The 25,997-nt window shown below is 62.7% G+C and carries 9 protein-coding genes; 3 read left to right on the forward strand and 6 right to left on the reverse strand.

Annotation, left to right across the window (positions count from 1 at the left end):
• Positions 1-13: 13 nt before the first annotated feature.
• A complete protein-coding gene (locus tag AC0Z5Z_RS11910; protein WP_485611133.1) occupies positions 14-12,328 on the forward strand; it encodes a non-ribosomal peptide synthase/polyketide synthase in 12,315 nt (4,104 codons plus the stop codon).
• A 69-nt stretch (positions 12,329-12,397) separates the two neighbouring features.
• Entirely contained in the window at positions 12,398-13,360 is a 963-nt protein-coding gene (locus AC0Z5Z_RS11915) for an alpha/beta hydrolase (RefSeq protein ID WP_485611134.1), read from the forward strand.
• Between the two features lie 892 nt (positions 13,361-14,252).
• Here the strand turns inward: AC0Z5Z_RS11915 and AC0Z5Z_RS11920 are convergent.
• The 5 genes from AC0Z5Z_RS11920 to pvdM all read right to left on the reverse strand — a co-directional run bounded on the left by AC0Z5Z_RS11920 (position 14,253) and on the right by pvdM (position 22,182).
• A complete protein-coding gene (locus tag AC0Z5Z_RS11920) occupies positions 14,253-16,736 on the reverse strand; it encodes a TonB-dependent siderophore receptor (RefSeq protein WP_177342708.1) in 2,484 nt (827 codons plus the stop codon).
• A 115-nt stretch (positions 16,737-16,851) separates the two neighbouring features.
• Entirely contained in the window at positions 16,852-18,501 is a 1,650-nt protein-coding gene (locus AC0Z5Z_RS11925) for a cyclic peptide export ABC transporter (RefSeq protein WP_485611135.1), read from the reverse strand.
• Positions 18,502-18,610: 109 nt separating this feature from the next.
• The gene (pvdO, locus tag AC0Z5Z_RS11930; protein WP_252885681.1) at positions 18,611-19,498 is read right to left on the reverse strand and encodes a dihydropyoverdine dehydrogenase; all 888 of its coding nucleotides are present in this window, start codon (positions 19,496-19,498) and stop codon (positions 18,611-18,613) included.
• A 36-nt stretch (positions 19,499-19,534) separates the two neighbouring features.
• Positions 19,535-20,821 (reverse strand): pyoverdine-tailoring periplasmic protein PvdN, encoded by a 1,287-nt coding sequence (gene pvdN, locus AC0Z5Z_RS11935; RefSeq protein WP_485611136.1) that lies wholly within the window; start codon positions 20,819-20,821, stop codon positions 19,535-19,537.
• Positions 20,818-22,182 (reverse strand): pyoverdine-tailoring dipeptidase-like protein PvdM, encoded by a 1,365-nt coding sequence (pvdM, locus tag AC0Z5Z_RS11940; protein WP_095179475.1) that lies wholly within the window; start codon positions 22,180-22,182, stop codon positions 20,818-20,820. Before pvdM ends, pvdN begins: the two co-directional genes overlap by 4 nt.
• Positions 22,183-22,389: 207 nt before the next feature.
• On the opposite strand from pvdM, the gene pvdP reads away from it, so the two are divergent.
• The gene (gene pvdP / locus AC0Z5Z_RS11945) at positions 22,390-24,015 is read left to right on the forward strand and encodes a pyoverdine maturation tyrosinase PvdP (RefSeq protein ID WP_485611137.1); all 1,626 of its coding nucleotides are present in this window, start codon (positions 22,390-22,392) and stop codon (positions 24,013-24,015) included.
• Positions 24,016-24,595: 580 nt separating this feature from the next.
• Here pvdP and AC0Z5Z_RS11950 read toward each other — a convergent pair.
• On the reverse strand, positions 24,596-25,990 hold the full coding sequence (locus AC0Z5Z_RS11950; RefSeq protein ID WP_485611138.1) for an efflux transporter outer membrane subunit: 1,395 nt from the start codon (positions 25,988-25,990) through the stop codon (positions 24,596-24,598).
• Positions 25,991-25,997 lie beyond the last annotated feature (7 nt).

The following is a 25,997-nucleotide window of genomic DNA, read 5'->3' on the forward strand; positions in this document are numbered from 1 at the left end:
GAGGGAAAAACGCGTGCAAGAGTTAATCGAGTCGGTAGGACAACTTTCGGCTAAGCAAAGAAAGGCTCTGGCGGTTCTGCTCAAGCAGAAAGGCGTCAACCTCTTTGACATTGCCCCGGTTTTCAAGCGCGCGGCTGAAGAGCCGCTGCTGCTGTCCTACGCTCAGCAGCGCCAGTGGTTCCTGTGGCAGTGGGCACCGCACAGCGCGGCCTACAACATTCCGACGGCCCTGCGCTTGCAGGGGCCGCTGGATGTGCCGGCACTGGAACGCAGCATTGCGGCGCTGATCGAGCGCCACGAAACCTTGCGCACGGTGTTCTCTCAAGACAGCGCGCAACCCTTGCAAGTGGTCCTGCCCGCAGGACCTTTTACCCTCGATATTCACAACCTGAGCGCTGATCTGGCGAATGACCCGGAGCACTCGATCGAGGCTTTCGTCCAGACCCAGAGCCAGAAGACTTTCGATCTGCAGCACGGCCCGTTGCTGCGAGCCGCGCTGCTGCAGGTCAACCCCGCTGAGCATGTGCTGGTGCTGACCCTGCATCACATCGTTTCCGATGGCTGGTCGCTGCAAGTGATGATCGAGGAACTGGTGCAGCTCTATGCCGGTTTCAACCTCGGTCACGACGCCGGTCTGCCGGCGCTGCCGATTCAATACGCCGATTACGCCTTGTGGCAGCGCCAGTGGATGGAGGCCGGTGAGCAGGAGCGACAACTGGCCTACTGGCAGGCAAAACTCGGCGGCGAACAACCGGTGCTGGAGTTGCCGCTGGATCGCCCGCGCGCGGTCGATCAAAGCTTCGCCGGCGCCAGCCATAACCTGATTCTCGACCCGGCGCTGAGCCATGCCCTCAAAGCGTTTGCCCGGCAGGAAAACGTCACCCTGTTCGTATTGCTGCTGGCTTCGTTTCAGGCCTTGCTGCATCGCTACAGCGGGCAAAGCGACATCCGTGTCGGCGTGCCGGTGGCCAACCGTGGCCGGGTAGAAATCGAGCGCCTGATCGGCTTCTTCGTCAACACCCAGGTGCTCAAGGCGGACATCGACGCAGAGCTGCCGTTTGTCGAACTGCTGCGTCAGGTCAAACAGACCGCCCAGGAGGCGCAGGCGCATCAGGACTTGCCCTTCGAACAACTGGTCGAAGCGCTGGAGCCGGGCCGCAGCCTCAGCCACAGTCCGCTGTTCCAGGTGATGTTCAACCACCAGGCCGAGCGCCGTGCGAGCGTTGCGACGCGCCTTAACGGCCTGAACATCGAACCGCTGGAATGGCAGAGCCAGACCGCGCAATTCGACCTGACCCTCAACACTACCGAACAGGCGCACGGCATCGAAGCGGTACTCAAGTACGCCACCGACCTGTTCGACGCAGCGACCATCGAGCGCCTGGCGCAACACTGGACCGCGCTGTTGCAGGCGATCGTCGCCGAGCCGACCCGGTGCATCGGCCAATTGCCGATGCTCGACGCCGGCCAGCAGCAACAGCTGTTGGCGCAATGGAATCCGTCGCTGATTGAACAACCGCTGACGCCGTGCATCCAGCAAGCCATTGAGGCCCAGGCCGAGCGGCATGCCGACGCGGTGGCCGTGACCTTCGCAGGACAACGCCTGACCTACGCTGAACTCAATCGCCGCGCCAACCTGTGGGCGCATACGCTGCTCGAGCAGGGCGTCGGCCCGGACGTGCGCGTCGGCGTGGCGGTGGAGCGTTCGCTGGACATGATCGTCGCCATTCTCGCGGTGCTGAAAGCGGGCGGCGCCTATGTGCCGCTGGACCCGAGCTACCCGGATGAGCGCTTGAGCTACATGATCGACGACAGCGGTATTCGATTGCTGTTGACCCAAGGCCATTTGCTCGGGCAATTGCCGCTGCCGCCGGGGCTGGTCTGCCTCGATCTGAATCAGGCGCCGGAACACGGCATCTCGAGTAACCCGCCATGCCTGACCACGCCGGACAATCTGGCCTACGTCATCTACACCTCCGGTTCCACCGGCAAACCCAAGGGCGCGTTGCTGCCGCACGGCAACGTCATGCGCCTGTTCAGCGCCACCGCGCACTGGTTCGATTTCGGCGCGCAGGACAGCTGGACGCTGTTCCACTCCTACGCGTTTGACTTTTCGGTGTGGGAGATTTTTGGCGCGCTGCTGTACGGCGGCAAACTGGTGGTGGTGCCCCACGATGTCAGCCGTTCGCCAGAGGATTTCTACACGCTGCTGTGCGATGAAAATGTCACGGTGCTGAACCAGACACCGTCGGCGTTCAAGCCGTTGATGCAGGTCGCCTGCGAGTCGAGCCGCAGTAATACCCTGCGTTACGTGGTGTTCGGCGGCGAGGCGCTGGAAGTACAGAATCTGCGCCCGTGGTTCGAACGTTTTGGCGACCGCACGCCGACGCTGATCAACATGTACGGCATCACCGAAACCACCGTGCACGTGACCTACCGGCCATTGTCGCTGGCCGATCTGCACAGCAATCACAGCAGCCCGATCGGCGCGCCAATTGTCGACCTGTCGTGGTACTTGCTCGACAGTTCGCTCAACCTGGTGCCGCAAGGCTGCATCGGCGAGTTGTACATCGCCGGCGCCGGTCTGGCCCGTGGTTATCTGAATCAGGCCGGAATGAGCGCCACCCGCTTCGTGCCCGACCCGTTCAACCGCAACGCCGGCCAGCGCCTGTACCGTACCGGCGACCTCGCACGGCTGCGCGGCGACGGGGTGATCGAGTACATCGGTCGTATCGACCACCAAGTGAAGATCCGTGGTTTCCGCATCGAGCTCGGCGAAATCGAAGCGCAATTGCTCAAGCATCAACAGGTGCGCGAAGCGGTGGTGCTGGCGGTGGACGGCCTCAGCGGCCAGCAACTGGCGACCTGGGTGGTGCCCGTCGAGACTTTGAATGCGGACGAGCAGGGCGCGCTGCGCGATTCGATCAAGGCGCACCTGCGCGAAACCCTGCCGGATTATATGGTCCCGGTCAGTTGGGCGTTCCTCGACCGACTGCCGCTGACCGCCAACGGCAAGCTCGATCGCAAGCAACTGCCGCAGCCGGACGTTGCGCAGGTGCAAGAAGCCTACGTGGCGCCGCGCAGCGAACTGGAACAGCGTCTGGCGGAGATCTGGCAGGACGTGCTCAAGGTCGAGCGGGTAGGGCTTCACGATAATTTCTTCGAGCTGGGCGGCGATTCGATCATTTCGATTCAAGTGGTCAGCCGCGCTCGGCAGGCTGGCATTCGCTTCACGCCCAAGGACATTTTTCAGCATCAGACCGTGCAGCGTCTGGCCACCGTCGCGCAACAGAGCGACGCGGTGCAAACGGAGCAGGGCGAAGTGTTTGGCGATGCGCCACTGACGCCGATCCAGCAGTATTTCTTCCACAGCGACATCCCGGCGCGGCATCACTGGAACCAGTCGATCCTGCTGACTCCGGCAAACACCCTGCAAGCCGCGGCGCTGCAACAGGCCCTGGCGCAGGTGCAAAAACAGCATGACGCCTTGCGTCTGCGTTATCGCCAAACCGAGCAGGGCTGGCAGCAAAGCCACGGCGCGGCGGATCAGCCACAAGCGTTGTTGCGTACTTTCACGCTGGACGACGGCGCGGCATTGCCAGCGCTGTGCCTTGACCTGCAACGCAGCCTCGACCTGCACAACGGCCCGCTGATCCGCGCGGCGCTGATCGATATGCCGGACGCCAGTCAGCGTCTGTTGCTGGTGATTCATCACCTGGTGGTCGATGGCGTGTCGTGGCGGATCCTGCTCGAAGACCTGCAGAACGCCTATCAGCAGATCAGCAGCGGACAGAGCGTGCATCTGCCGGCCAAGACCAGCGCGTTCAAGGACTGGGGTTTGCGCCTGCAAGAACATGCGCGCAGCGCGGCGCTGGGCAGCGAACTCAGCTACTGGCGCGAGCAGTTGCGCGACGTTCCGCTCGGTTTGCCGCTGGATAATCCGCAGGGCCAGTTGAACAACCGCTTCGAACGCAGCGTCGACACGCGGCTGGACGCCGAACGCACTCGCCAGTTACTGCAACAGGCCCCGGCGGCCTACCGCACTCAGGTCAACGACCTGCTGCTGACCGCACTGGCGCGGGTGCTCTGCGAGTGGACCGCTAGCGACAGCGCGTTGGTGCAGCTCGAAGGCCATGGCCGCGAAGACCTGTTCGATGACATCGACCTGAGCCGCACCGTGGGTTGGTTCACCAGCATGTTCCCGGTGCGCCTGACGCCAAACGCCAGCCTGGAAACCTCGATCAAAGGCATCAAGGAGCAACTGCGCGCGATCCCCAACAAGGGCATTGGCTATGGCTTGCTGCGTTATCTCGGCACCGCCGAAGCACAAGCGGCACTCCATGAACTGGCGCAACCGCAGGTGACGTTCAACTACCTCGGCCAGTTCGATAACAACTTCGATGAAGACGCCTTGTGGCGGCCGGCCACCGAGGACAAGGGCGCCGGTCAGGACGCGAACGCGCCGATGGCCAACTGGCTGACCATCGATGGCCGGGTTTATCAGGGCCAGTTGAGCCTGACCTGGACCTACAGCAGCGACGTTTTCGAAGAGGCGACCATTGTCGGTTTGGCCCGTGCCTACGAAGTGGCGCTGAGCGAATTGATCGACCACTGCCTCAGTCATTCCGGGGGGCTGACTCCGTCCGACGTGCCGCTGGCCGGTTTGTCCCAGGCGCATCTGGACAGCCTGCCGATCGCCGCCCAGCGCATCGAGGACATCTACCCGCTGGCGCCGATGCAGCAGGGCATTCTGTTCCACAGCCTGTACGACGCGGATGCCAGCGCCTACGTCTATCAGATGCTGCTGGACATCGACGGCCTCGACGTCGCGCGGTTCCAGCAAGCCTGGCAGCGCGTGGTCGACCGCCATGAAGTGCTGCGCGCCGGTTTCATCTGGGGCCGCGATGGCCTCGATGCACCGTTGCAGGTGATCAATCGCCAACTGACCCTGGAAATGCCGGAAGTTGATGTACGCGATGCCGCTGATCTGCCGGCGGTGCTTGAGGCGCGGGCGCAGGCCGACCGCGAGCGCGGCTTCGATCTGCAGAATCCGCCGCTGTTGCGTCTGTGCCTGCTGCGCACTGCCGACGATCGCCATCGGCTGATTTTCACCTGCCATCACATCCTCATGGATGGTTGGAGCAACTCGCGGATGTTCGGCGAAGTGCTGCAGGATTACGCCGGCCAGCCGGTGCCGAGCGCGCAGGGCCGCTACCGCGATTTTCTGGTCTGGCTGCAAGGCCAGGACAAGGCTGGGGCACAGGAATTCTGGCGCGGGCAACTGGCCGAACTCGACGAGCAGACCCGACTGGCCTCGGCCTGCCACGGACGCACCGTGCCGGGGCCGGGCAAACAGATGCATCGTCTGCATTTCGATGAAGCGTTGACCCAGCGTCTGAACACCTTCTCCCGTCAGCAACAGGTGACCCTCAACAGTCTGGTGCAGGCAGCGTGGCTGCTGGTGTTGCAGCGCTACACCGGCCAGGCCACCGTTGCGTTTGGCGCCACGGTATCCGGGCGGCCGGTGGATTTGCCGGGCATCGAAGAACAGTTAGGGCTGTTCATCAACACTCTGCCGGTGATCGCCAGCCCGCAGGCCAGCCTCAGCGTCGGCGATTGGGTGCGCTGCGTGCAGGACAAGAACCTGTTGCTGCGTGACTACGAACAGACGCCGTTGCAGGACATTCAGCGTCTGGCGGCGTTGAGTGGCGAAGCGTTGTTCGACACCTTGCTGGTGTTCGAGAACTATCCGGTGTCCGATGCGTTGGAGGCCAATCCGGGCGGGCTGCGTTTTTCCGGTCTGGAGCATCGCGAGCAGACCAACTACGGTCTGACCCTGATCGCCGGCGCCAGCCAAGTGCTCAACCTCGATTTCAACTACCTCACCGAGCACTTTGCCGAACGCAGCGTGCTCGCTCTGGCCGCGCATCTGCGTGAAGTGCTGGAGCAATTTATCGAGGCGCCGCAACGGGCACTCGGCGAGATCGGTCTGCTGCCGCTGGCCGAGCGTCAGACGCTGGCGCAGTGGAACGACAATCACGCGGCTTATCCGGCCGAGCGGTTGATCTCGCAGAGCTTTGAAGCAAGGGTCGCAGCGCATCCGCAGGCACTGGCGTTGAGTCATGCCGGCGTGGCCCTGAGCTACGGCGAACTGAACCGCCGCGCAAACCAGTTGGCCCGGCATCTGGTGACGCTGGGTGTCACCGCCGAAGTGCGCGTCGGCGTGGCGCTGCCGCGTTCGGCGGAACTGGTGATCGCCCTGATGGCGGTGCTCAAGGCCGGCGGCACCTACGTGCCGCTGGACCCGGACTACCCGGCCGACCGCGTGGCCTACATGCTCGATGACAGCCAGGCGAAAGTCCTGCTGACCCAGCAAGCGTTGCTGGCGCAACTGCCGTCCAGCGAAGCACACGTGGTGCTGGTCGAGGCCGGTGGCGAGGCGTTCGCCGCGCAGGCACCGGACAACCTGCCGGCGCGCGCCGACTCGGCCAATCTGGCCTACGTGATCTACACCTCCGGTTCCACCGGCAAACCGAAAGGCGTGGCCATCGCCCATCGCAACGTACAGGCGCTGATCCAGTGGTCCGCCGAGGTCTACAGCGAGGACGATCTGCAAGGCGTACTGGCCTCGACGTCGGTGTGCTTCGACCTGTCGGTGTGGGAGATTTTCGTCACCCTTGCGCGCGGCGGATCCATGGTCATCGCACGCAATGCTCTGGAGCTGGCGGACTTGCCCGAGCGTGATCAGGTGCGCCTGATCAACACCGTGCCATCGGCGATTGCCGCGCTACAACGCATCGGCCAGATCCCGCCGGGCGTACGCATCATCAATCTGGCCGGCGAGCCGCTCAAACAGGCGCTGGTTGACACCTTGTACCGCGAGACTTCGGTCGCCCACGTTTACGATCTGTACGGGCCTTCCGAAGACACCACGTATTCGACCTGGACCCGTCGCGAACTCGGCGGCCAGGCCAATATCGGCCGGCCACTGCGCAACACCACCGCGTACCTGCTCGACGGGCAATTGCAGGCAGCACCGCTCGGCATCGCAGCGGAGCTGTATCTGGCCGGTGAGGGCATCACCCGTGGCTATCTGTTGCGCCCGGGCCTGACCGCCGAACGTTTCGTGCCCAACCCGTTGGCGAGCAACGGCGAGCGTATGTACCGCACAGGCGACCTGACGCGCTGGCTGGATGACGGCCGTATCGAATACGTCGGCCGCATCGACCATCAGGTCAAGGTGCGCGGCTTCCGTATCGAACTGGGGGAAATCGAAGCGCGTCTGCTGGCCCAGGCCAGCGTGCGCGAAGGCGTGGTGCTGGCGGTGGACGGCGTTGGCGGCCAGCAACTGGTGGCTTATGTGGTGCCGGCGGAGGCTGATCAGAGTCTTGCGCAACTGGACGCGCTGAGCACTGCGCTGCAAGCCGCGCTCAAGGCGCATCTGCCGGATTACATGGTGCCGGCGCAGTGGCTGTTCCTCGAACAATTGCCCCTGACACCCAACGGCAAACTTGATCGCAAGGCTTTGCCGGCACCGGATGCCAGACAGGCACAACGCGATTATGTCGCGCCGTCGACGCCGCTGGAGCAGCAGCTGGCCGAGGTCTGGCAGGACATTCTGAAGATCGAGCAGGTCGGCGTGACCGACAACTTCTTCGCCCTCGGCGGCGATTCGATCATCTCGATTCAACTGGTCAGCCGCGCGCGGCAGCAGGGCATTTGCTTCACGCCCAAAGACCTGTTCCAGCAGCAGACGGTGCAGAAACTGGCCGCAGTGGTTTCGCTTGAAGACGCGCAATCCGCCAGCGCCAGCGACTACCCGTTGGCGCAATTGGATCAGGCGCAACTCGATGCCTTGCCGGTGCCGGCGGAGCTGATCGAAGATGTCTATCCGCTGTCGCCAATGCAGGAAGGCATGCTCTTCCACACCCTGTCTGATAACGGCAGCAGCCTCTATGTGCAACAGGTCAGCCTGCCGATCAAGGGCCTCGACGTGGAGCGTTTCCGCCAGGCCTGGGAATTCATCATTGTGCGGCAGGCGATCCTGCGCACCAGTTTCCATTGGCAGGATGGGCTGGCCAAGCCGTTGCAGGTCGTGCATCGCCAAGCGCCGTTGCAGATGCAGGTGCTCGATTGGCGTGGGCAGGACTGCAGCGAGGCGGCGATTGCCGAATTTGCCAGTGCCGACCGCGCGCTGGGCTTCGACTTGTCCGAGGCGCGTTTGCAGCGGGTGACCCTGCTGCAGCTGGGCGACGAGCAGTACCAGATGATCTGGACCAGTCACCACATCCTGATGGACGGCTGGAGCAGTTCGCGGTTGTTCGGCGAGGTCTTGCAGTACTACTCCACGGGCGAGGTGACTGGCGAAAATGGCCGCTATCGCGACTTTATTGCCTGGTTGCAGGCGCAGGATCAGGATGCCCAGGAGCTGTTCTGGAAAGCGCGTCTGGCGGTGGTCAACGAACCGACCGCGCTGAGTCAGGCGATGCACCCGCGTCATAGTGCCGACGTTACTGGTCACGATGCTATCTATTCGAACTGGGACAAAGCGCAAACCGCGCGCCTGCTGGAGTTCTGCCGTGATTTGCGCATCACCCCCAACACGCTGATCCAGGGCGCGTGGCTGCTGCTGTTGCAACGCTACACCGGCCAGCAGACGGTGACCTTCGGCGCCACCGTATCGGGGCGTCCGGAAAGTCTGCCGAACGTCGGCAACATGCTCGGCCTGTTCATCAACACGTTGCCGATCATTCAGACGCCGCAGGCCGATCAGCGCCTGGCCGACTGGCTGGGCGAAGTGCAGGCGTACAACCTCGACATTCGCGATTACTCCCAGGCACCGCTGGCCGATGTGCAGCGCTGGTCGAACCTCGGTGGTCAGGCGCTGTTCGACAGCATCGTGGTGTTCGAGAACTTCCCGATCGACGAGCGCTTGCAGGAAGAAACCGACACAGAGCTGACCTTCGGCAAATCCATCGGCCACGGCGTGACCAACGTGCCGATGGACCTTGCGGTGATGCTCGGCGACGAGTTGTCGATCGAGTACCTGTACCTGCGCAGCCACTTCAGCGCCGAGGCGGTAGAAGGCATTCGCCTGACCCTGGAAAACACCCTCGCGGCGATGATGGCCGCGCCGTATGAGCGACTGGGCAATTTGCAGCGTCTGTCCGCCGAACAATGGCAAGCGGCGCAGACCTGGAGCGCCGAGCCGGCGCACCGCCATGAACCGCGCCTGTTGCCGGAGCTGATCAGCCGTCATGCGCAACAGCAACCGAATGCGATCGCAGTGCAGTGCGCCGGTGAAAGCCTGACCTACGCAGAGCTGGAGCGGCAGGCCAATCGACTCGCGCAGTGCCTGATCGCCCACGGCGCCGGGCCGGAAGTGGTGATCGGCGTGGCGTTGCCGCGCTCGCTGGAAATGCTGGTGAGCTTCCTCGCCGTGCTCAAGAGCGGTGCGGCGTACGTGCCGCTGGACATCGATTATCCGCCCGAGCGCTTGGCGTACATGATCGAAGATTCGCGCATGGCCCTGCTGCTGACGCAAACCAGCCTGCGCGCGACGTTACCGGCGCCGCATGGCGTGTTGCGCCTGGAAATCGATCAGCTCGATCGCAGTCTTTACAGCGATGCCGCACCGGTCTGCGATGTTCACGAGCAGAGCCTGGCGTATCTGGTTTACACCTCCGGTTCCACCGGGCGGCCGAAAGGCGTGGCCGTGACTCAGGGACCGCTGAGCATGCACTGCCAGGCGATCGCCGAGTTGTACGATATGGACGCGAGCAGTTGCGAGCTGCACTTCATGTCCTTCGCTTTCGACGGCGCTCACGAACGCTGGCTGAGTACGCTGTACAGCGGCGGTCGTCTGGTGATCCGTGACGGATGCCTGTGGACCCCGGAGCAGACCTATCAGGCCCTGCACGATTACGGCGTGACCATCGCCTGCTTCCCACCGGCCTATCTCAAGCAACTGGCCGAGTACGCCGCCGCCAGCGGCATTGCACCGCCACCGGTACGCATCTACTGCTTCGGTGGCGACGCGGTGCCGGAACAGACTTTCGAACAGGTGAAAGCGGCGTTGCGTCCGCAGTACTTCACCAACGGCTATGGCCCGACCGAAACCGTGGTCACGCCGATGCTCTGGAAAGTCGCCATCAGCCAGCAGTGCGAAGCGGCATACGCGCCGATCGGTCGCGCGGTCGGTGCGCGTTCGCTGTACGTGCTCGACGACGATCTGAATCCGCTGCCGCCGGGTTTTGCCGGTGAGTTGTACATCGGCGGTTACGGCGTCGCCCGTGGTTACTACGGACGCCCCGACCTGACCGGCGAGCGCTTCGTGCCCAACCCGTTTGCCCCGGGCGAACGCCTGTACCGCAGCGGCGATCTGGTGCGTCGTCGCCCGGACGGCGTGGTCGATTACGTCGGGCGTATCGACCATCAGGTCAAGGTGCGTGGCTTCCGCATCGAGCTGGGCGAAGTCGAGGCCAGCCTGCGTCAGTTGCCGGCGGTCAGCGATGCGCTGGTGATTGCCCGCGACAATGCCTCCGGCAAGCAACTGATCGGTTACGTGGTCACCGCCAGCGGTGAAGACATCGGCGATGAACTCAAGGCCGGGCTGCGCGCTTCGCTGCCGGAATACATGGTGCCGGCGCAGATCGTCTGCCTGAGCGCGTTCCCGGTCACGCCCAACGGCAAACTCGATCGCAAGGCCTTGCCGGAGCCGGAGTTCAAAAGCGACGAATATGTTGCCCCGCGCACCGAGCAGGAAACCTTGCTGGCCGAGATCTGGGCGCAGGTGTTGCAGGTCGAGCAGGTCGGTATCAGCGATAACTTCTTTGAACTGGGCGGCGATTCGATCCTCAGCCTGCAAGTGATCTCGCGGGTGAGAAACCACCCGACCCTGCAGATGGAGCTGAAGCTGCGTGATCTGATGCGCTATCAAACCATCGCCGGCATTGTCGAGCAGCAAGTGGCGAAGGAGGGCGCCGGGCAAGCGTTGCCGGACCAGACTCAGGTTGCCGCAGAGGGTGCGTTCAATTTGCTGCCGATCCAGCAATGGTTCTTCGCCGAAGGCATGGCCGAGGCGCATCACTACAACCAGTCGTTGCTGCTCAGCGCACGTCAGCCGCTGGATCTCGATGCCCTGGAACAGGCGCTGGGCTTGATCGAACAGCATCACGATTCGTTGCGTCTGCGTTTTTCCAATGACGGCGGGCGCTGGTTGCAGCGCTATAGCAGCAGCGCGTCCGACGAGGCTGTGCTGTGGCGCCGTGAAGCGCAAAACAGCGAAGAGGTCGAAGCCTTGGCCAACCTCGCGCAGCGCAGCCTCAAACTCGATGACGGGCCGGTCTGGCGGGTCATGCATGTGGCCTTGCCGGATGGCCAGGCGCGGTTGTTGGTGGTGATTCATCACCTGGTGGTCGACACCGTGTCGTGGCGGATTCTGCTCGACGATCTGAAAGTCGCTTATGAGGCGTGCGTGCAGGGGCTGGCGCCGCAACTGCCGATTCGCACCAGCAGCTATCGTTCGTTTGCCGAGGCATTGCAGGCGCAGGCCCCAGTGATTGCCGAGCAGGAATTGAGCTATTGGCTGGAGCAACTGGATCAGCCCGGCGTTGATCTGCCGTGCGACAACCCGCGCGGCAAGAACCTCGTGCGGCAACAGGCGCAGGCACGGCTCAAGCTGTCCCGCGAGCACACCGAACAACTGCTCAAACAGGCCCCGGCGGTGTACGGCACGCAGATCAACGACTTGCTGTTGTCAGCGCTCAGCCGCGCCCTGTGCCGCTGGAGCCAGCAACCGTCGGCGTTGATTCTGCTCGAAGGGCACGGGCGCGAAGACCTCTTCGAATCGATCGACCTGAGCCGCAGCCTCGGCTGGTTCACCAGCATGTTCCCGGTGCGTTTGCGCCCGGACAGCGATGACATCGGCCAGTCGATCATCGATGTGCAGGCGCAACTGGCGGGCGTACCGCAGAAGGGCATCGGCTATGGCGTGCTGCGTCATCTGGCCGGGCCGGAAATCTCGGCGCAACTGGCTGCATTGCCGCAGGCACGGGTGACGTTCAACTACCTCGGGCAGTTCGACCAGAGCTTCGATGAACAGGCGTTGCTGGTGCCGGCACTGGAGGAGACCGGCGACAACTACAGCCTCAAGGCGAATCTGGGCAACTGGCTTGAAATCGTCGGCCAGGTCTATGACGGGCAACTGGCCTTGCGCTGCATCTACAGCAGCCAGCGTTACCGCGCCGGCACCATGGATGCGCTGATGAGCGATTACCAGCGCGAGCTTGAAGCGTTGATCGAGCATTGCATGGCGCGGGTGGGTTGATCGCCCGGTCTTTTGCGCGGGCGCTGCCCAGGCGCGCCCGTCCTATTGCGGATACAAGGATTTTTATCGATGTCGTTACACCCTGATCTGGAAGCTTTCCTCGACCTCGCTCAAGACAGCCAGGACGCCGGCCTGCCGGCCATGCACCAACTGACCCCGAGCGAGGCCCGCGCCACCTTCGAGCAGACCACCGCGCAACTGCGCTGGCCGGCGCCGCAGGATCTTGAAGTCAGCGAGATTGAGACACTGGCCCGCGATGGTGCGGCGCTGGCGTTGCGTTTGTATCGGCCCAACGGTATTGAATCGCCGCTGCCGGTGCTGGTGTATTTCCACGGTGGCGGGTTCGTGGTTGGCAGTCTGGATTCCCACGACGGCGTCTGCCGCGAGTTTTGCCAGCGCACGCCGTGTGCGGTGCTCTCGGTCGGTTATCGACTGGCGCCGGAGCATCGCTTTCCGACGGCGCTGGAGGATGGCGAGGACGCTTTGGCCTGGCTGGCCGAACAGGCTGCGAGCCTCGGCCTGGATGGTTCGCGCGTTGCGTTTGGTGGCGACAGCGCGGGTGCCACGTTGGCGACGGTGCTGGCGATTCAGGCAGTGCGGTGGCCGCACACGGTGGCTATCGCGCCCAAGGTGCAGTTGTTGTGTTATCCGGTGACCGATGCTTCGCGGGTGCATGATTCGCGGCTGTTGTTTGGCGAGGGGTACCTGCTCGAGAACGACACGCTGGAGTGGTTTTATCAGCACTATGCGCGTGGGCCGGAGGATTATCTGGATTGGCGTTTTTCGCCGTTGCTGGCGGAGGATCTGCGCGGGGTTGCGCCGGCTATTGTGCTGCTTGCCGGGTTTGATCCGTTGCTGGATGAGGGGCAGGCTTATGTCGACAGGCTGCGCGGGCAGGGGGTCGAGGTCGAGGTCGAGGTTTGTGCCGGGTTGACTCATGATTTGTTGCGGTTGGGGGCGGTGGTGCCTGGGGTTCTGGAGGTTTATTCGAGGGTGGGTGGGGCGCTTGCGCGGGCTTTTTGGATGGGGTGAATATCCGTTTTTTTTGGTGTTGCTGCTGGCGGTTTCGCCCTTACGGCGACTTACTTTTTTACAAGCGCCTAAAAAAGTAAGCAAAAAACGCTAGCTCCTGCGTTCGGCCCTCGCAGGCTCGGGTTCCTTCGCTGCGGGATCGATCCGGGCGCAGCGGCTCCGGTTTGCTTCGCTGCACCTACACTCGCTGTGTTCGACTTCGTCGAACGGTCGCTGCGCTCCCACCCCCGGATCAATCCCTCCACTCAGCCTTCCGACGTCGCCGGTGGATCAAGATCAAAAGCACTCGAGCTAACGCTCATTGTTGAGTGGTGAAAAGCGTGTGGTCTGCTTTGGATCTGTGTTGGATTCGCCCCTCACCCCAGCCCTCTCCCGAGGGAGAGGGAGCCGATTTTTGCGGTGTTCAAAACCTGCATTCGACTCGGTATCGCAAGTCGGCGTGTTTCGCCCAAACACCTCGGTCAGTCCCCTCTCCCTCTGGGAGAGGGCTAGGGTGAGGGGCTCTTGATCTGGCTTTGGCTTTTGCTTTTGATCTTTTGCCCCTTCGGCAGGCTTCGTTACGGGATCGATCCGGGGGTGGGAGCGTAGCGACCGTACGACGCAGTCGTACACAGCGAGTGTAGGTGCAGCGAAGCCAACCGGAGCCGCTGCGCCCGGATCGGTCCCGTAACGAAGGTACCCCGAGCTCCAGCGAGCGGGCCGTACGCCGGGGCAAAGCCTTTTGGGTTACCTTTTCGGCGTTTGGAAAAGGTGACTCGCTGTAAGAGCGAAACCGCCAGCGGCAGCACCCGCAGCAACGGATATGCCCCCCAATCCCCAATCCCAAAAACCAAAAAGCCCCGCATCTCACAATGCGGGGCTCTCTCACAGCTCAAATCAAAAAATCAAAAAATCAGAAATCAGCCTTCACCGACATCACAAAATTGCGCGGATCACCGTAGAAGTTACCGAACCCCTCGGTACCAATGGTCGCGTAATAACGCTTGTCGAACAGGTTGTTGCCGTTCAACGCCACCGACCAGGTGTCATCAATCCGATAACCAATGCGACCGTTCCAGACCGCATAACCCGCGCCGTCGACATTGTCCCCGCCCAGAGGCGAAACCCGGTAGGTGCCCGTCTGCGCATTGACACCCGCACCAATCGTCACACGGTCCAGCGGCCCGCTCAGGGCGTAATCACCCCAGACGCGCAACAGGTGACGCGGCACGTAGGAGTTGTAGACCGCGCCATCCTGAGTGGCATCGGCATCTTCCAGCACCTTGGTCTGGGTGTAGGTATAACCGGCCAACAGTTGCAGGCGGTCGATCACTTCACCGCTGACTTCAGCTTCAAAGCCCTGGGCGCGGACCTTGCCCGAGTTGATCTGGCACGAACTGTCTTCGCACCGCAGGTCATCCTGGGCCGCGTCTTTCTGGATGGTGCGGAACAGGTTGAACGTGGTGTTCAGACGACCGTCGTACCACTCACCCTTGATCCCCAGCTCGTAGCTCTGGCCAATCAGCGGCTTGAGCGTGCTGCCGTCGATGGTTTTGTACGAGCCTTGCGGGGTGAAGATGTCGGTGTAGCTGGCGTAGGCGGTCAGGTTGTCGTTGAGGTCGTAGAGCAGGCCGGCGAAGGGCGTGACCTGGCCGGTTTCGGTGGACTGGGTGTTGACCTCGGTGCCTTCGCCACGGAAGTACTGCACCGAGTCAGTGTCGGATTTGTACCAGCTGACCCGGCTGCCGAGTACCAGGGTCATCGGGTCGGCGAGTTTCAGGCGGGCGATCGAGTAGGCGCCGTATTGCTTGATGTGCATGTCCACCGGGCCGCCACGGGAGGCGTTGGCCAGGTAGTAGCTTTCATCCGGCTGCGGGATGTTGTGGTTCGGGTTGAACACGTTCTGGCGCTGTGGCAATGCCGCCACCGCGTAGAAGTCGTCCTTGTGCGAACGGCTGGCGTTGGCGCCGACGATCAGTTCGTGCTGCTGGCCGAATGCGTCGAATTTGCCGTCGACGTAAGCATCGAAACCGTAGTCGCGCTGATCGTAATCATAGGTACTGCCGAGCATCAGCGTGTTGGTGGCGGTCGCGCCCAAGGGCACTGTGCCGCTCGGGAAGGAATATTCCATGTCCTGGGTGTTGCGCGAGTACACGCCAGCGACTTTCAGCGACCAGTCATCGTTGAACTGGTGTTTGACGTCGGCGAAGTAGGTGGCGCGTTTGCTGCGCTGGTTGTTCCACGAGGTGTTCAGGCAGGTGGAGCGTTTCAGGTGCAGGTCGGAGCCGTCGGCGTAGCGCGGCAGGCCGCCCCAGCACGGGGTGGCGTCGACGTCTTCATAGGCCATGCCCAGACCGAGGGTGGTGTCGGGGCTGAGGTCGAAGTCCAGGGCGCCGTAGTAGATCTGGTCGCGGCGTTCAGCCACATCGTAGAAATACTTACGGGTCTGCTGGGTCACCACTGCGCGGCCACGGACAGTGCCGGCGTCGTTCAGCGGTCCGCCGGTGTCGACCTGGCCGCGGTAGTTGTCCCAGGTGCCGGCCGACAGCGACAGCTGCGTGTGCGGGGTGTCCTGGCCGCGCTTGCGCACGAAGTTGACGCCGCCGGCGGTGCCGCCCGCGCCCTTCATCATGCCCGCCGCGCCGCGGAGGATTTCCACGCGGTCGTAGATGGCCATGTCGCTGTTGAAACTGTCCGCCTGCACGTAGCTGCTGCCGATGTCCAGCGGCACGCCGTCGTACTGGTACTGGCCGGTCATGCGGAAACCGCGCGAGTAGAAATATTTGCCGCCCATGGGCGAGTCGTAGACGGTGATGCCCGGGGTCTTCTCCATCACCTGTTCGATGGTGTTGAGGTTCTGGTCATCGAGCATCTTGCGGGTCATCACCGTGACCGACTGCGGCGTTTCCTTCAGCGAGTGCACGCCCTTGCCGATGGTCACGCCGCCGGTGGTGTAGGAGTTGCTGCCTTCGGTGGTGGCGCCGAGGCGGTTGGCGTTGACGTTGGTCGGCGCCAGTTCCATCGCGTTGCCGCTGGTGGCCGGGCCGAGCACGGTGACGGTGTTGCCGTCACGCTGATAGCGAATGCCGGTGCCGCTGAGCATCGCCTTCAGTGACTCGTCATCCTGGTAGCGGCCGTTGAGGGCGCTGGAGCGCAGGCCTTGCAGGCTTTCCGGGCTGTAGATGATTTGCAGGCTGGTCTGCTGACCGAGGGTTTGCAGGGCCTGGGCCAGCGGTTGGGCCGGGATATTCAGGGTCCATTCCTGGGCCTGGACATACGGCGCTGCCGCGAGGGTCAGTGCCAGACCCAGGCCGCTACCGGCCAGGCGTGTGCGGGTCGCGCCGTGCATCAGCAGGGCTCGAGTCAGAGGGCGAAGCATGAAACGGGATGCGGACATGAGGTTAAGACCTTGGCAGGTATAGTTGTTAATGGTTCTTATTCATCTCATTAAGACGAGGAAGCCGCGGCAAACCGGAAAAGTTTTTTCTCCGGCCCGGTCGCGGCTGCCTCGATCAAGCGGTTTGCAGTTCGCTTTTGACCTTGCCGGCCTCCATGCGCACCAGTTGATCGGCGACGTCGAAGTAACGGTCGTCGTGGGAAATCACGATGATGGTCTTGCCCAGACGCTTGAGGTCGGGCAGCAGCTCGGTATAGAAAATCCGCCGGAAGGTCGGGTCCTGATCCGCCGCCCATTCATCGAACACCAGCACCGGGCGCTCTTCGAGCCAGGCGTTGACCAGTGCCAGGCGTTTGCGCTGACCGGTGGACAGGTCAGTGGTGCTGAACGCGCCGTCGCGCACGCTGACCTTGTGCGCGATCTCCAGACGTTCCAGGTAGCGGGTGGCATCCTGCGGCACTTCACGATCGCCCTGAACCAGATCATCGAACAGGTAGTAGTCGGCGAAGATCGTCGTGAAGTTCTGCCGGTAATCATCGCGGTTGACGGCGGTGATCGGCTTGTCGTTAACGCGAATTTCGCCCTCGGTCGGCGCGTACAGGCCCAGCAGCAATTTGATCAGCGTGGTCTTGCCGCAGCCGTTCTCACCGACGATAAACACAATGTCGCCCTGTTCGATGCGCAGGTTCACCGGGCCGAGGCGGAACGGCTCGCTGCCTTCCACGGGAGGGAAGGCGTAGCGCACGTTGCGCAGTTCCAGGCTGTTGACGGCGGCTGGCTTGCTGCCCTGATCCTGCAGCAACAGGTGCGGCTCCGGTGAGGAGAACTGTTCGCTGAGTTCGGCAATGCGACGGAAGGCAATCTGCGCGCGGCTGATGATCGGCAGGGTGCTGATCAGGTGCTCCAGCGGCCCCTTCATGTACAGCAGCACCAGAACGAAACCGCTCATCACCGCTTTGTCGGCACTCGGCCACAGCGATTGCAGGGCCAGGGCCATGCCGATGACCACGAAGAACAGCATCGAGCCAAACGACTTGGCGATGACGAAGGTGTTGATCGATCTGATCTGGGTATCGCAGATTTTCTCGGCGGTTTTCTGAATGCCGGCGACGAACATGCGCTGGCGACGCGGGCGGTGAATGCGCAGTTCCTTGGCGCCTTCGGCAATTGCGTTGTAGTGCTTCTGCAGTTCGTCTTCGGAATCGCGGGCGGCGTAGAAACCGCGCATGCCCTTGGCCCGCGCAATCGCCTGGATGGTGGTGCCGATGGCGATGGCCACCAGCATCATCAGGAACATCGGCCACGACAGCATGGCCAGATAGCCGAGACAACCAAGGGTCACGGTCATGGAAATCGCCAGCGGCGCGAAGGCGAAGGCGAAGTCGCTGATGGTGTCGACGTCGTGGGTCAGCACCGGAATCAGGCGATGGCTGCGATAGCGTTCGATCTGGTCGATCGGCGCCGACAGGACTTTCTCCCCCAGCTCTTTGCGCAGTTTGGCGATGATGTGCTGGCCGACGTAGTTGGTGCCGATGTCCGACAGGATCGTGGTCAGCAGGGCCAGGACACAGAGGCCGGCAAAGATCATCACCACGGTGCGGGTCAGGCCGTCATCGGAATGCAGGGCGTTGTTGATGGTCGCCAGCAGCACGGTGACGCTCAGGCCGCCGAGCATGCCGAGCACGATGGACGCCGAGACGATCAGGCGGAAGGGCTTGAGCAGGGCGAACAATTCGTTGATCGCCCCACGCGTAGGCTTGGTCATGGAGGATTCCTGCTTCGATGCTGAGGGAGTGCCGGTACTTAAGGAAAACGAATGGTTGCGGAGTTTCTTTAACCGAGCGCAGACGTGGCTGCGCTCGTCGAGGGCGGGATCAGAGGTCGCGTACTACGCGAAAGCCCAGCCAGTCGCCCTTGCTGGTCGGCCAGCTGCTGTTGCGGTTGCCCGAGCGCGAGAAGATCGGCGCTTCGCCCCAGTCGTTGCCGCGCATGACCTGGCGTTCGCAGTTTTCCTGGGTCCATGGGCGACCGTCGGCGGGCACGCCGGAGTAGTCCGGGTGATAGCAATCGGCGGTCCATTCGTAGACGTTGCCGTGGGCGTCGAACACGCCAAACGCATTGGCCGGGAAGGTGCCGGCCGGCGAGGTGAAGTTGTAGCCGTCGGCTGCGCCATAGGTGTTGGCGTGTTTGGAGATCTGGTAATCCTTGCCCTCATCGAACGGAAAGGGGAAAGGCCCGGTGCTGCCGCCCCGGGCGGCGTATTCGCGGATCGATTCGCTTTGCAGGCGATAGGCGTGGCCGGTCTTTTTCGACAGCCAGTCGATGTAGCCCTGGGCTTCTGCGACGTTCATGCACACCGCCGGGTCGCGGGGCGTCTGTTTGAATTCGGGCTTGCCGGCGGTGCAGCGGCGGCCGGGGCGGTCATCGAAGTCGTAGGGCTTGTTACCGGTTTCGCGCACATAGGCGTCCCATTCACCCACCAGCACCTGCGAGCGGCTGATAGCGAATGGTTTGCTGAACGTCACCGTGTGCAGCGGGCCTTCGTCGGGCTGCCGGCCGACTTCATCGTCCGGCGTGCCCATGGTGTAGCTGCCAGTCGGAAGCACGACCATTTCCGGGCAGTCCTTGCAATCCTTGAACACTTTGCCCGCAGCGGGGGCTGTCGCCGCGTGCGCGGTGCCGGGCATCAGTGCGCCGCAGAGGGCGCTCAGCGCCAATGCGGGCAGGGCTTTGAAGGTGAGTGACGCGTGAGGCTTTTTCATGAGTCGTCTCTTTGAAAGGAAAACGGCAATCGAGGATCAGGCACGCAGCTTGGTGCCGAGGATGTCCATGAAGCGATCCACTTCGGCTTCGTTGTTGAGCAAGCCCGGTGCGGTGCGAATCACCGGCCCGACGTCGCGGCTGACCGCGTCGCAGATCACCCGGTTCTGCATCAGCCAGGCAGCTACTTCATCGCTGTCCTGGCCCTTGATCCGGAAGAAGGTGAAACCGGCGGAGAACTGCGAGGCGAGCGGGGTCACCAATTCGATGTTGCGGTGCTCCTGCAAGCGTTGCTTGAGGTAGCTGTTGAGCTGATGAATGCGCGTCTGCACCTCGGCTTTGCCCAGCTGCAGGTGCAACTTGAAGGCTTCGTCCAGTGCCCAGCGATGCTCGAAGGCGTGGTAGCCGCCCGGGGTCATGATGGTCGAGAAAGCCGTGGCCTCGGAGAACGTCGGCACGCTGGGGCTGACGTATTTCAGTTCTTCGGTGCGGCTGCAGACGATGCCGGTGCCGCGCGGGCCGAACATCCACTTGTGCGTGCCGGCGATGAAAAAGTCGCAGTTCATCTGCGGAAAACTCAAGTCGTCGACACCGAAACCGTGCACACCATCGACCACGTAGATCAGCCGATCCTTGTCGTCGCGCTGACGGTTGTGCTCGTCGACCAGCCGCGAGATGTCGCTGATCGGCAGCTTCACACCGCTGCCGGAATGCACCCAGGTCATGCCCAGCACGCGGGTCTCGGGGCGGATGTTGCGATTGATCGTGTCGAGTACCTGATCCAGAGAAATGCTCTGCGGGGTTTCGAACAGCTTGAGTTTGCGCACGCGCGTACCGTCACGACGGCTGCGGAAATCGAGAATGTTGCGCGTCGAATAATGTTCGTGAACCGTGGTGAGAATTTCCTGATCCGCGCGCACCTGCACGCTGCCGTAGATCATCGCGAGGCCTTCGGTGGTGCTGCCGGTCAGGGCGATCTGCGCCGGTTTGGCTTGCAGATACTGGCCTGCCCAGTGGCGCACGTTTTCTTCGCGCTTCTCGGTGACGCCCAGATCCCAATCCATCGCCAGACCCGGATTCAGATCCAGCGCCGCGCGATGGCGTTCGATCGCTTCGCGCACCGGTTTCGGATGCGAGGTGACGAGGAAATTGGCGAAGTGAATCGCTTGGGGATCCTGATCGAACATTTGACGCAATTGCGCCCATTTGTCTCGCGACGCAGTCGGCACGGCAGCGATGGCCGCCGGAGCACTCAGGCTGGCGCCCAGGGGCAGGGCGGCGGCGAGCAGGCTGGCCTGCTTGAGAAAAGTGCGACGATCGGTCATGGCCGGGCCACCTCCTGGCGTGACGCCAGCGCCGGTTTCGCGGCTTTTTGCACCTGATCCCAAACGCGCATGAAGTTGCCGCCCCAGAGCTTGGCGATGTCCGCTTCGGAGTAGCCGCGCTGCAGCAGTTCGGCGGTGACGTTGCGAATCTCGCCGACGTTTTCCCAGCCCTTGATGCCGCCGCCATCGTTGAAGTCCGAGGCGATGCCGACGTGGTCGATACCGATCTTGCGCACTGTGTAATCGATGGCGTCGCCGAAGTCCTTTAGGGTGGCTTTCGGTTCTTCTTCGAGGATCGCGTAGAGGCCGCTGGCGTATTGGCCGAGCTTCTGTTCCGACCAGGCGGTGATGATCGGATCGCCCGGCATCAGTGCCATCGCTAGGTTGGGCAGTGGCGGCAGATCGAAGCGCGCACGCAACGCATTGAGTTTGTCCTGCGTGCCCTGGGTCAGCGGTTTCAGGTACTGCGAGAAGGCGACGACTTGCACCACGCCGCCACTGTTTTTGATCAGTTGCAGCTCTTTGTCGCTGAGGTTGCGCGGGATATCCACCGCCGCCCGTGGCGCCGAGTGCGAGGCCACCAGCGGTGTACGGCTCAGTTCGGCGACTTGCTCGAGGGCCTTTGTCGACATTTGCGACACGTCGATGATCACGCCCAGATCGTTCAAGCGCTGCACCGCTTGTTTGCCGATGTCCGACAGACCATCGAGGGCGTCGGGCGAATCATTGAAAAACGGCAGCGGCCGCGACGAGTCGGCCCAGCTGTTGTTACCTATGTAACTGAAACCGAACATGCGCATGCCGCGCCCGGCCCACAGGTCGAGCTTGCTCAGATCGTTGCCCAGCGGGTAGGCGTTGAGCATGCTGATGAAAATCGCAAACTTGCCTTCGCCGTGCAGGCGGCGGAAGTCATCCGGCGTGTAGGCGATGCCGGCCTGATTGGGGAAGTCGCGGACGATCCCGGAAATGATCTTGTAGCGCACTTCCTGCTGGTTGCGCGCCTCTTCGACAAAGCCCTCGGTGGGACGGTGCGGGGCGTTCGGGCCGTTCCACATTTCCGGCCAGCCGAACACCGTCAGCGCCGCGCCGGACAGGCGTCCGCGATTGGCCTTGATGAGGTCGAACTGGCCCGAGCCATCCTTGTCGGCTTCGTGGTCGTGGCTGCCGAAACTCAGCGGCACGGTGATGTGGCTGTCGAACGACAGCAGGCGATCCTGCAACTCCGTCGCCTGTTTCATCACCTTCACCGGATAGCCGGGGTTGTTCCAGTAATCCCAGGCCAGAAATCCTGCGCCGGCACTGATCGCCAGGGCCAGCGGCAGGCCGATGAATAGAGCCTTTTTCCAACGCGGTTTTGTCATTGCCATCTCATTCAGGTTCGCCGTCGAGGTACAGGCGCAGGGGCCTTTGCTATCTGGGAAGAACGAGTGGCTGCACGGCTAATTTAGGTGTGCGTTACAAATGCCCGGCAGCGGCGCAGGGATGTTTTGCCGGCGGCGTAAATTTCCCCGCCGAGCAAACGTTCTAGCTTGGATAAAGCCTGCTTCATGGCTGACACAGGTAGGGCAATGACGATCTCTCGACGCTGGTTCATGGCGGGCATGGCACTCACGGGCGCCGCGCTGCCTGCCGCTTTTTATGCACATCGTGAATTGACCCGCGAGGAGTTTCCGATCACCCCGGGCGAGGCCACGGTCGATCTGGCGGACACCGCCGGGCAACAGCTGGCGGACAATTTGCGTGGGGTCTGGGACATTCGCTTTACCGGTGCGGCGGCCGGGCTTGATGGTTTGCCGGCGCAAGGCCTGGAGCTGTTTCTCGACATCGCTCATCGTGGGCGCGGCCTGCGCGGTTATCTCGACACCGGAGCGAATCTGCGTGCCGAAGGGCCTGTGCGTTATCAAGTGGTTGGCGATCTGGCACCGGGCAACGGCGCCGAGATGTATTGGCGCCTGCTGCGCACCGATGCGCCACTTGCACCGCCGGTGTATGAATTAAAAGTCAAACTGGATGAGGTCTGGGCGGCGTTCGGCAATGCCGGCAGCGCCACGTTCACCGGGCAAGTGCTGCGTCTGGACCGGCCGTTGGCGTTGCCCGAGCTGGACAACCAGTTCATCGCCATCAAACGACGTTTTCCCGAGGCCCGTGAACGCACCGGGCTCAATCCGCAACTGTTGGCCTGGCTGGTGGCGCCCGAGCATCGGTTGTTCCACCAGCTCTGGCACGCCACCCGCGACAAGTGGCACAAGCTCTCGGAGAAAAAACGCGAAGCGCTGCGCGGCATCGGCTGGCAGCCCGGGCCGCGTGACAAGGAGCGCGACGCCCGTGGGCCAAGCAAGGATCGCAATGGCTCGGGCGTGGATTTTTTCTTTATGCATCGGCACATGCTAGGCATCGCCCGCTCGATGCAGGATCTACCTTCCTGGCCGGCGTTCCCGCAGCCGCAGCCTGAGCTGGAGCGGGACCGCCAGGGTTTCGCCCGTTACTTCGACAATCATGACGGCAATTCGCTGCCGCCGACCTGGCTGGCCGAGGGCGATGACGAGTACACCAAGTGGGTCAGCGACATCAAAGCGGCGGAGACTTTCCAGAGCAATTTCCTGGTCTGGGAATCGCAGTACCGTGACCCGCGTTACTTGTCGAAATTGACCCTTGGCCAGTTCGGTTCGGAAGTCGAACTGGGCCTGCACGACTGGCTGCACATGCGCTGGGCTTCGGTGGCGCGTGACCCATCCAACGACATTCCAATGCCGATGGCGCGCGATCAGGCGGACTTCGCTGCGCGCTGGTATGCGCCGGAAAACGACTTTCTCGGTGATCCGTTTTCCTCCCATGTGAATCCGGTGTTCTGGCGTTTCCACGGCTGGATTGATGACCGCCTGGAAGACTGGTTCCGCGCCCATGAACGTTTTCACCCGGGCGAAGTGAGCCGTCTGGAAGTCAACGGCGTGCCGTGGTTTGCGCCGGGACGCTGGGTGGAAGTCGCCGACCCCTGGCTCGGCCCCGACACCCACGGCTGCAGCACCGTGCCCGGCCTGCAAGTCGGACACTCAGTGGAGATGGACCCGGAGACCATGAAGCTGGCGCTGCGTATCACTTTTGGCGACGAAGACAACATGACCGAGCTGTTCCGCAAAGTCCCGCAGCGCCCTTGGTATGCGCGGCACCTGAAGGTCAAGGGCCGACAGCTCTAGATTGGTTCAAACACACACACTCTCTGAATTGGTCGCAATCCCTTGTAGGAGCGAGCTTGCTCGCGGAGGCTTTTTTTGGGGCGGTGGGGGCATTTTGAGTGAGTACATATCCATCGCTGCGGTAACGACTACCTAAGGTTTCGCCCTTACGGCGACTCACTTTTTTTACAAACGCCTAAAAAAAGTAAGCAAAAAAACGCTTGCTCCTGCGTTCGGCCCTCGCAGGCTCGGGTTCCTTCGCTGCGGGATCGATCCGGGCGCAGCGTTTCCGGTTTGCTTCGCTGCACCTCCTTCCGCTGTGTCTGGCTGCGCCAGACGGTCGCTGCGCTCCCACGCCCGGATCAATCCCTCCGCTCAGCCTTCCGACGTCGCCGGTAGATCAAGATCAAAAGCACTCGAGCTAACGCTCATTGTTGAGTGGGGCGGCTTCGCCGCGGGCAGCTGCGCTGCTTTGCTTTTCTGTGGGAGCGAGCCTGCTCGCGATAGCGATCTCAAAGATACGAATGAACAGCAGATTTACCCTGATCCCTGTGGGAGCTGGCTTGCCAGCGAAGGCGTCAGTTCAGTCGACGCATCGCCCTCAGATCACTTCCCAACCACCCCCCAACGCTTTGTACAAGGCAATGCTCGCCTGCAAGCGCGACAGGCGCAGTTGGACGTTCAGGTCTTGCGCCGCATACAGCGTGCGCTGAGTTTGCAGGACGGTGAGCAGGTCTTCGGCGCCGGCCTGGTAGCGGCTCTGGGCGATGTCGAAAGCGGTCTGTGCCTGGTTCAGTTCTTCGCTTTGCCATTGCCGTTGTTCGTCGAGGCCGCGAATGCTGCTGAGGGCTTTTTCGACGTCGGCGAAGCCGTTGATGATTGCCCCGCGATAGGTCTCCAGCAGTTCATCCTGCCGCGCCTTGGCCTTGTCGCGTTCGGCGCTGAGGCGGCCGTTGTTGAAGATCGGCGCGGTCAGCCCCGAGGACAGGTTGTAGAACGTCGTGCGCAGCAGGTCGGCGGCAAGGTCGGCGCCGCTGCCGAGGCTGGCGGTCAGGGTGATTTTCGGCAGCATCGCGGCGCGGGCGACGGTGACATCAGCCTGCGCCGCCGCCAGTCTGGCCTCGGCGCTGGCAATGTCCGGGCGGCGACTGAGCAAGTCGCTCGGCACGCCACTGGCGATGTCCGGCCAGTGCAATTGGGCGAAGGATTGCTCGGGCAACGGCAACGCTTGCACCGGTTGGCCGAGCAGGGCGGCGAGGCTGATCAGTGCTTCGCGGGCCTGTTGTTGCACCAGCGGCAGGCGACGCTGTTGTTCCGCCACCAGGCTTTTCTGCTGGGCCAGTTCCAGCGCGGTGGCGCTGCCGGCGTCGAAACGGGTCTGCACCAGATGCAGCACATTCTGCGCATTTTTCAGATTGAGTTCGGCAATGCGCGCCTGCTCACGCAGGGCCAGGGCCTGGGTGTAACTGTTGGCGACGCCGCTGAGCAAGGTCAGTTCGACGGTGGCGCGGTCAAACTCGCTGGCCTGCACACCGAACACGGCACTGTCGCGCGCGGCACGCTTGCCGCCCCAGAAATCGATTTCGTAACTGGCGCTGAGCTCGGCATCGTAATAATCCAGCGAGCGATTCTCCGGGCTGACATCCAACTGGCTGTAGCCCTTGCCGTGGATCAGTTTCTGCCGGTTGGCGTTCAGCCCGGCCTTGAGTTCGGGCAGCAGCGGGGCGCCGGCAATGGTTGCGCTGGCCTCGGCCTGTCTGACCCGTGCCACGGCGGCGGCGAGGTCGTAGCTGCCCAGCCGCGCCTGTTCGACCAGTCGCGCCAGCTCGGGGCTGCCGAATTGCGTCCACCATTGTCGATTGCTCTGCAGCGCGCCATGGCTGTCGGCGGACTGCCACGCGCTCGGTGGTTGCACGCCGCTGTCGAGGCGCGGCGCCGGGCTGCTGCAGGCTGCCAGCAACAGGCTGGCGGCGAGGAACGTCAGTCGCACTTTCATAGGTCGA

This window comes from Pseudomonas sp. 1L-E-NC-VB-C3 (assembly GCF_057291535.1).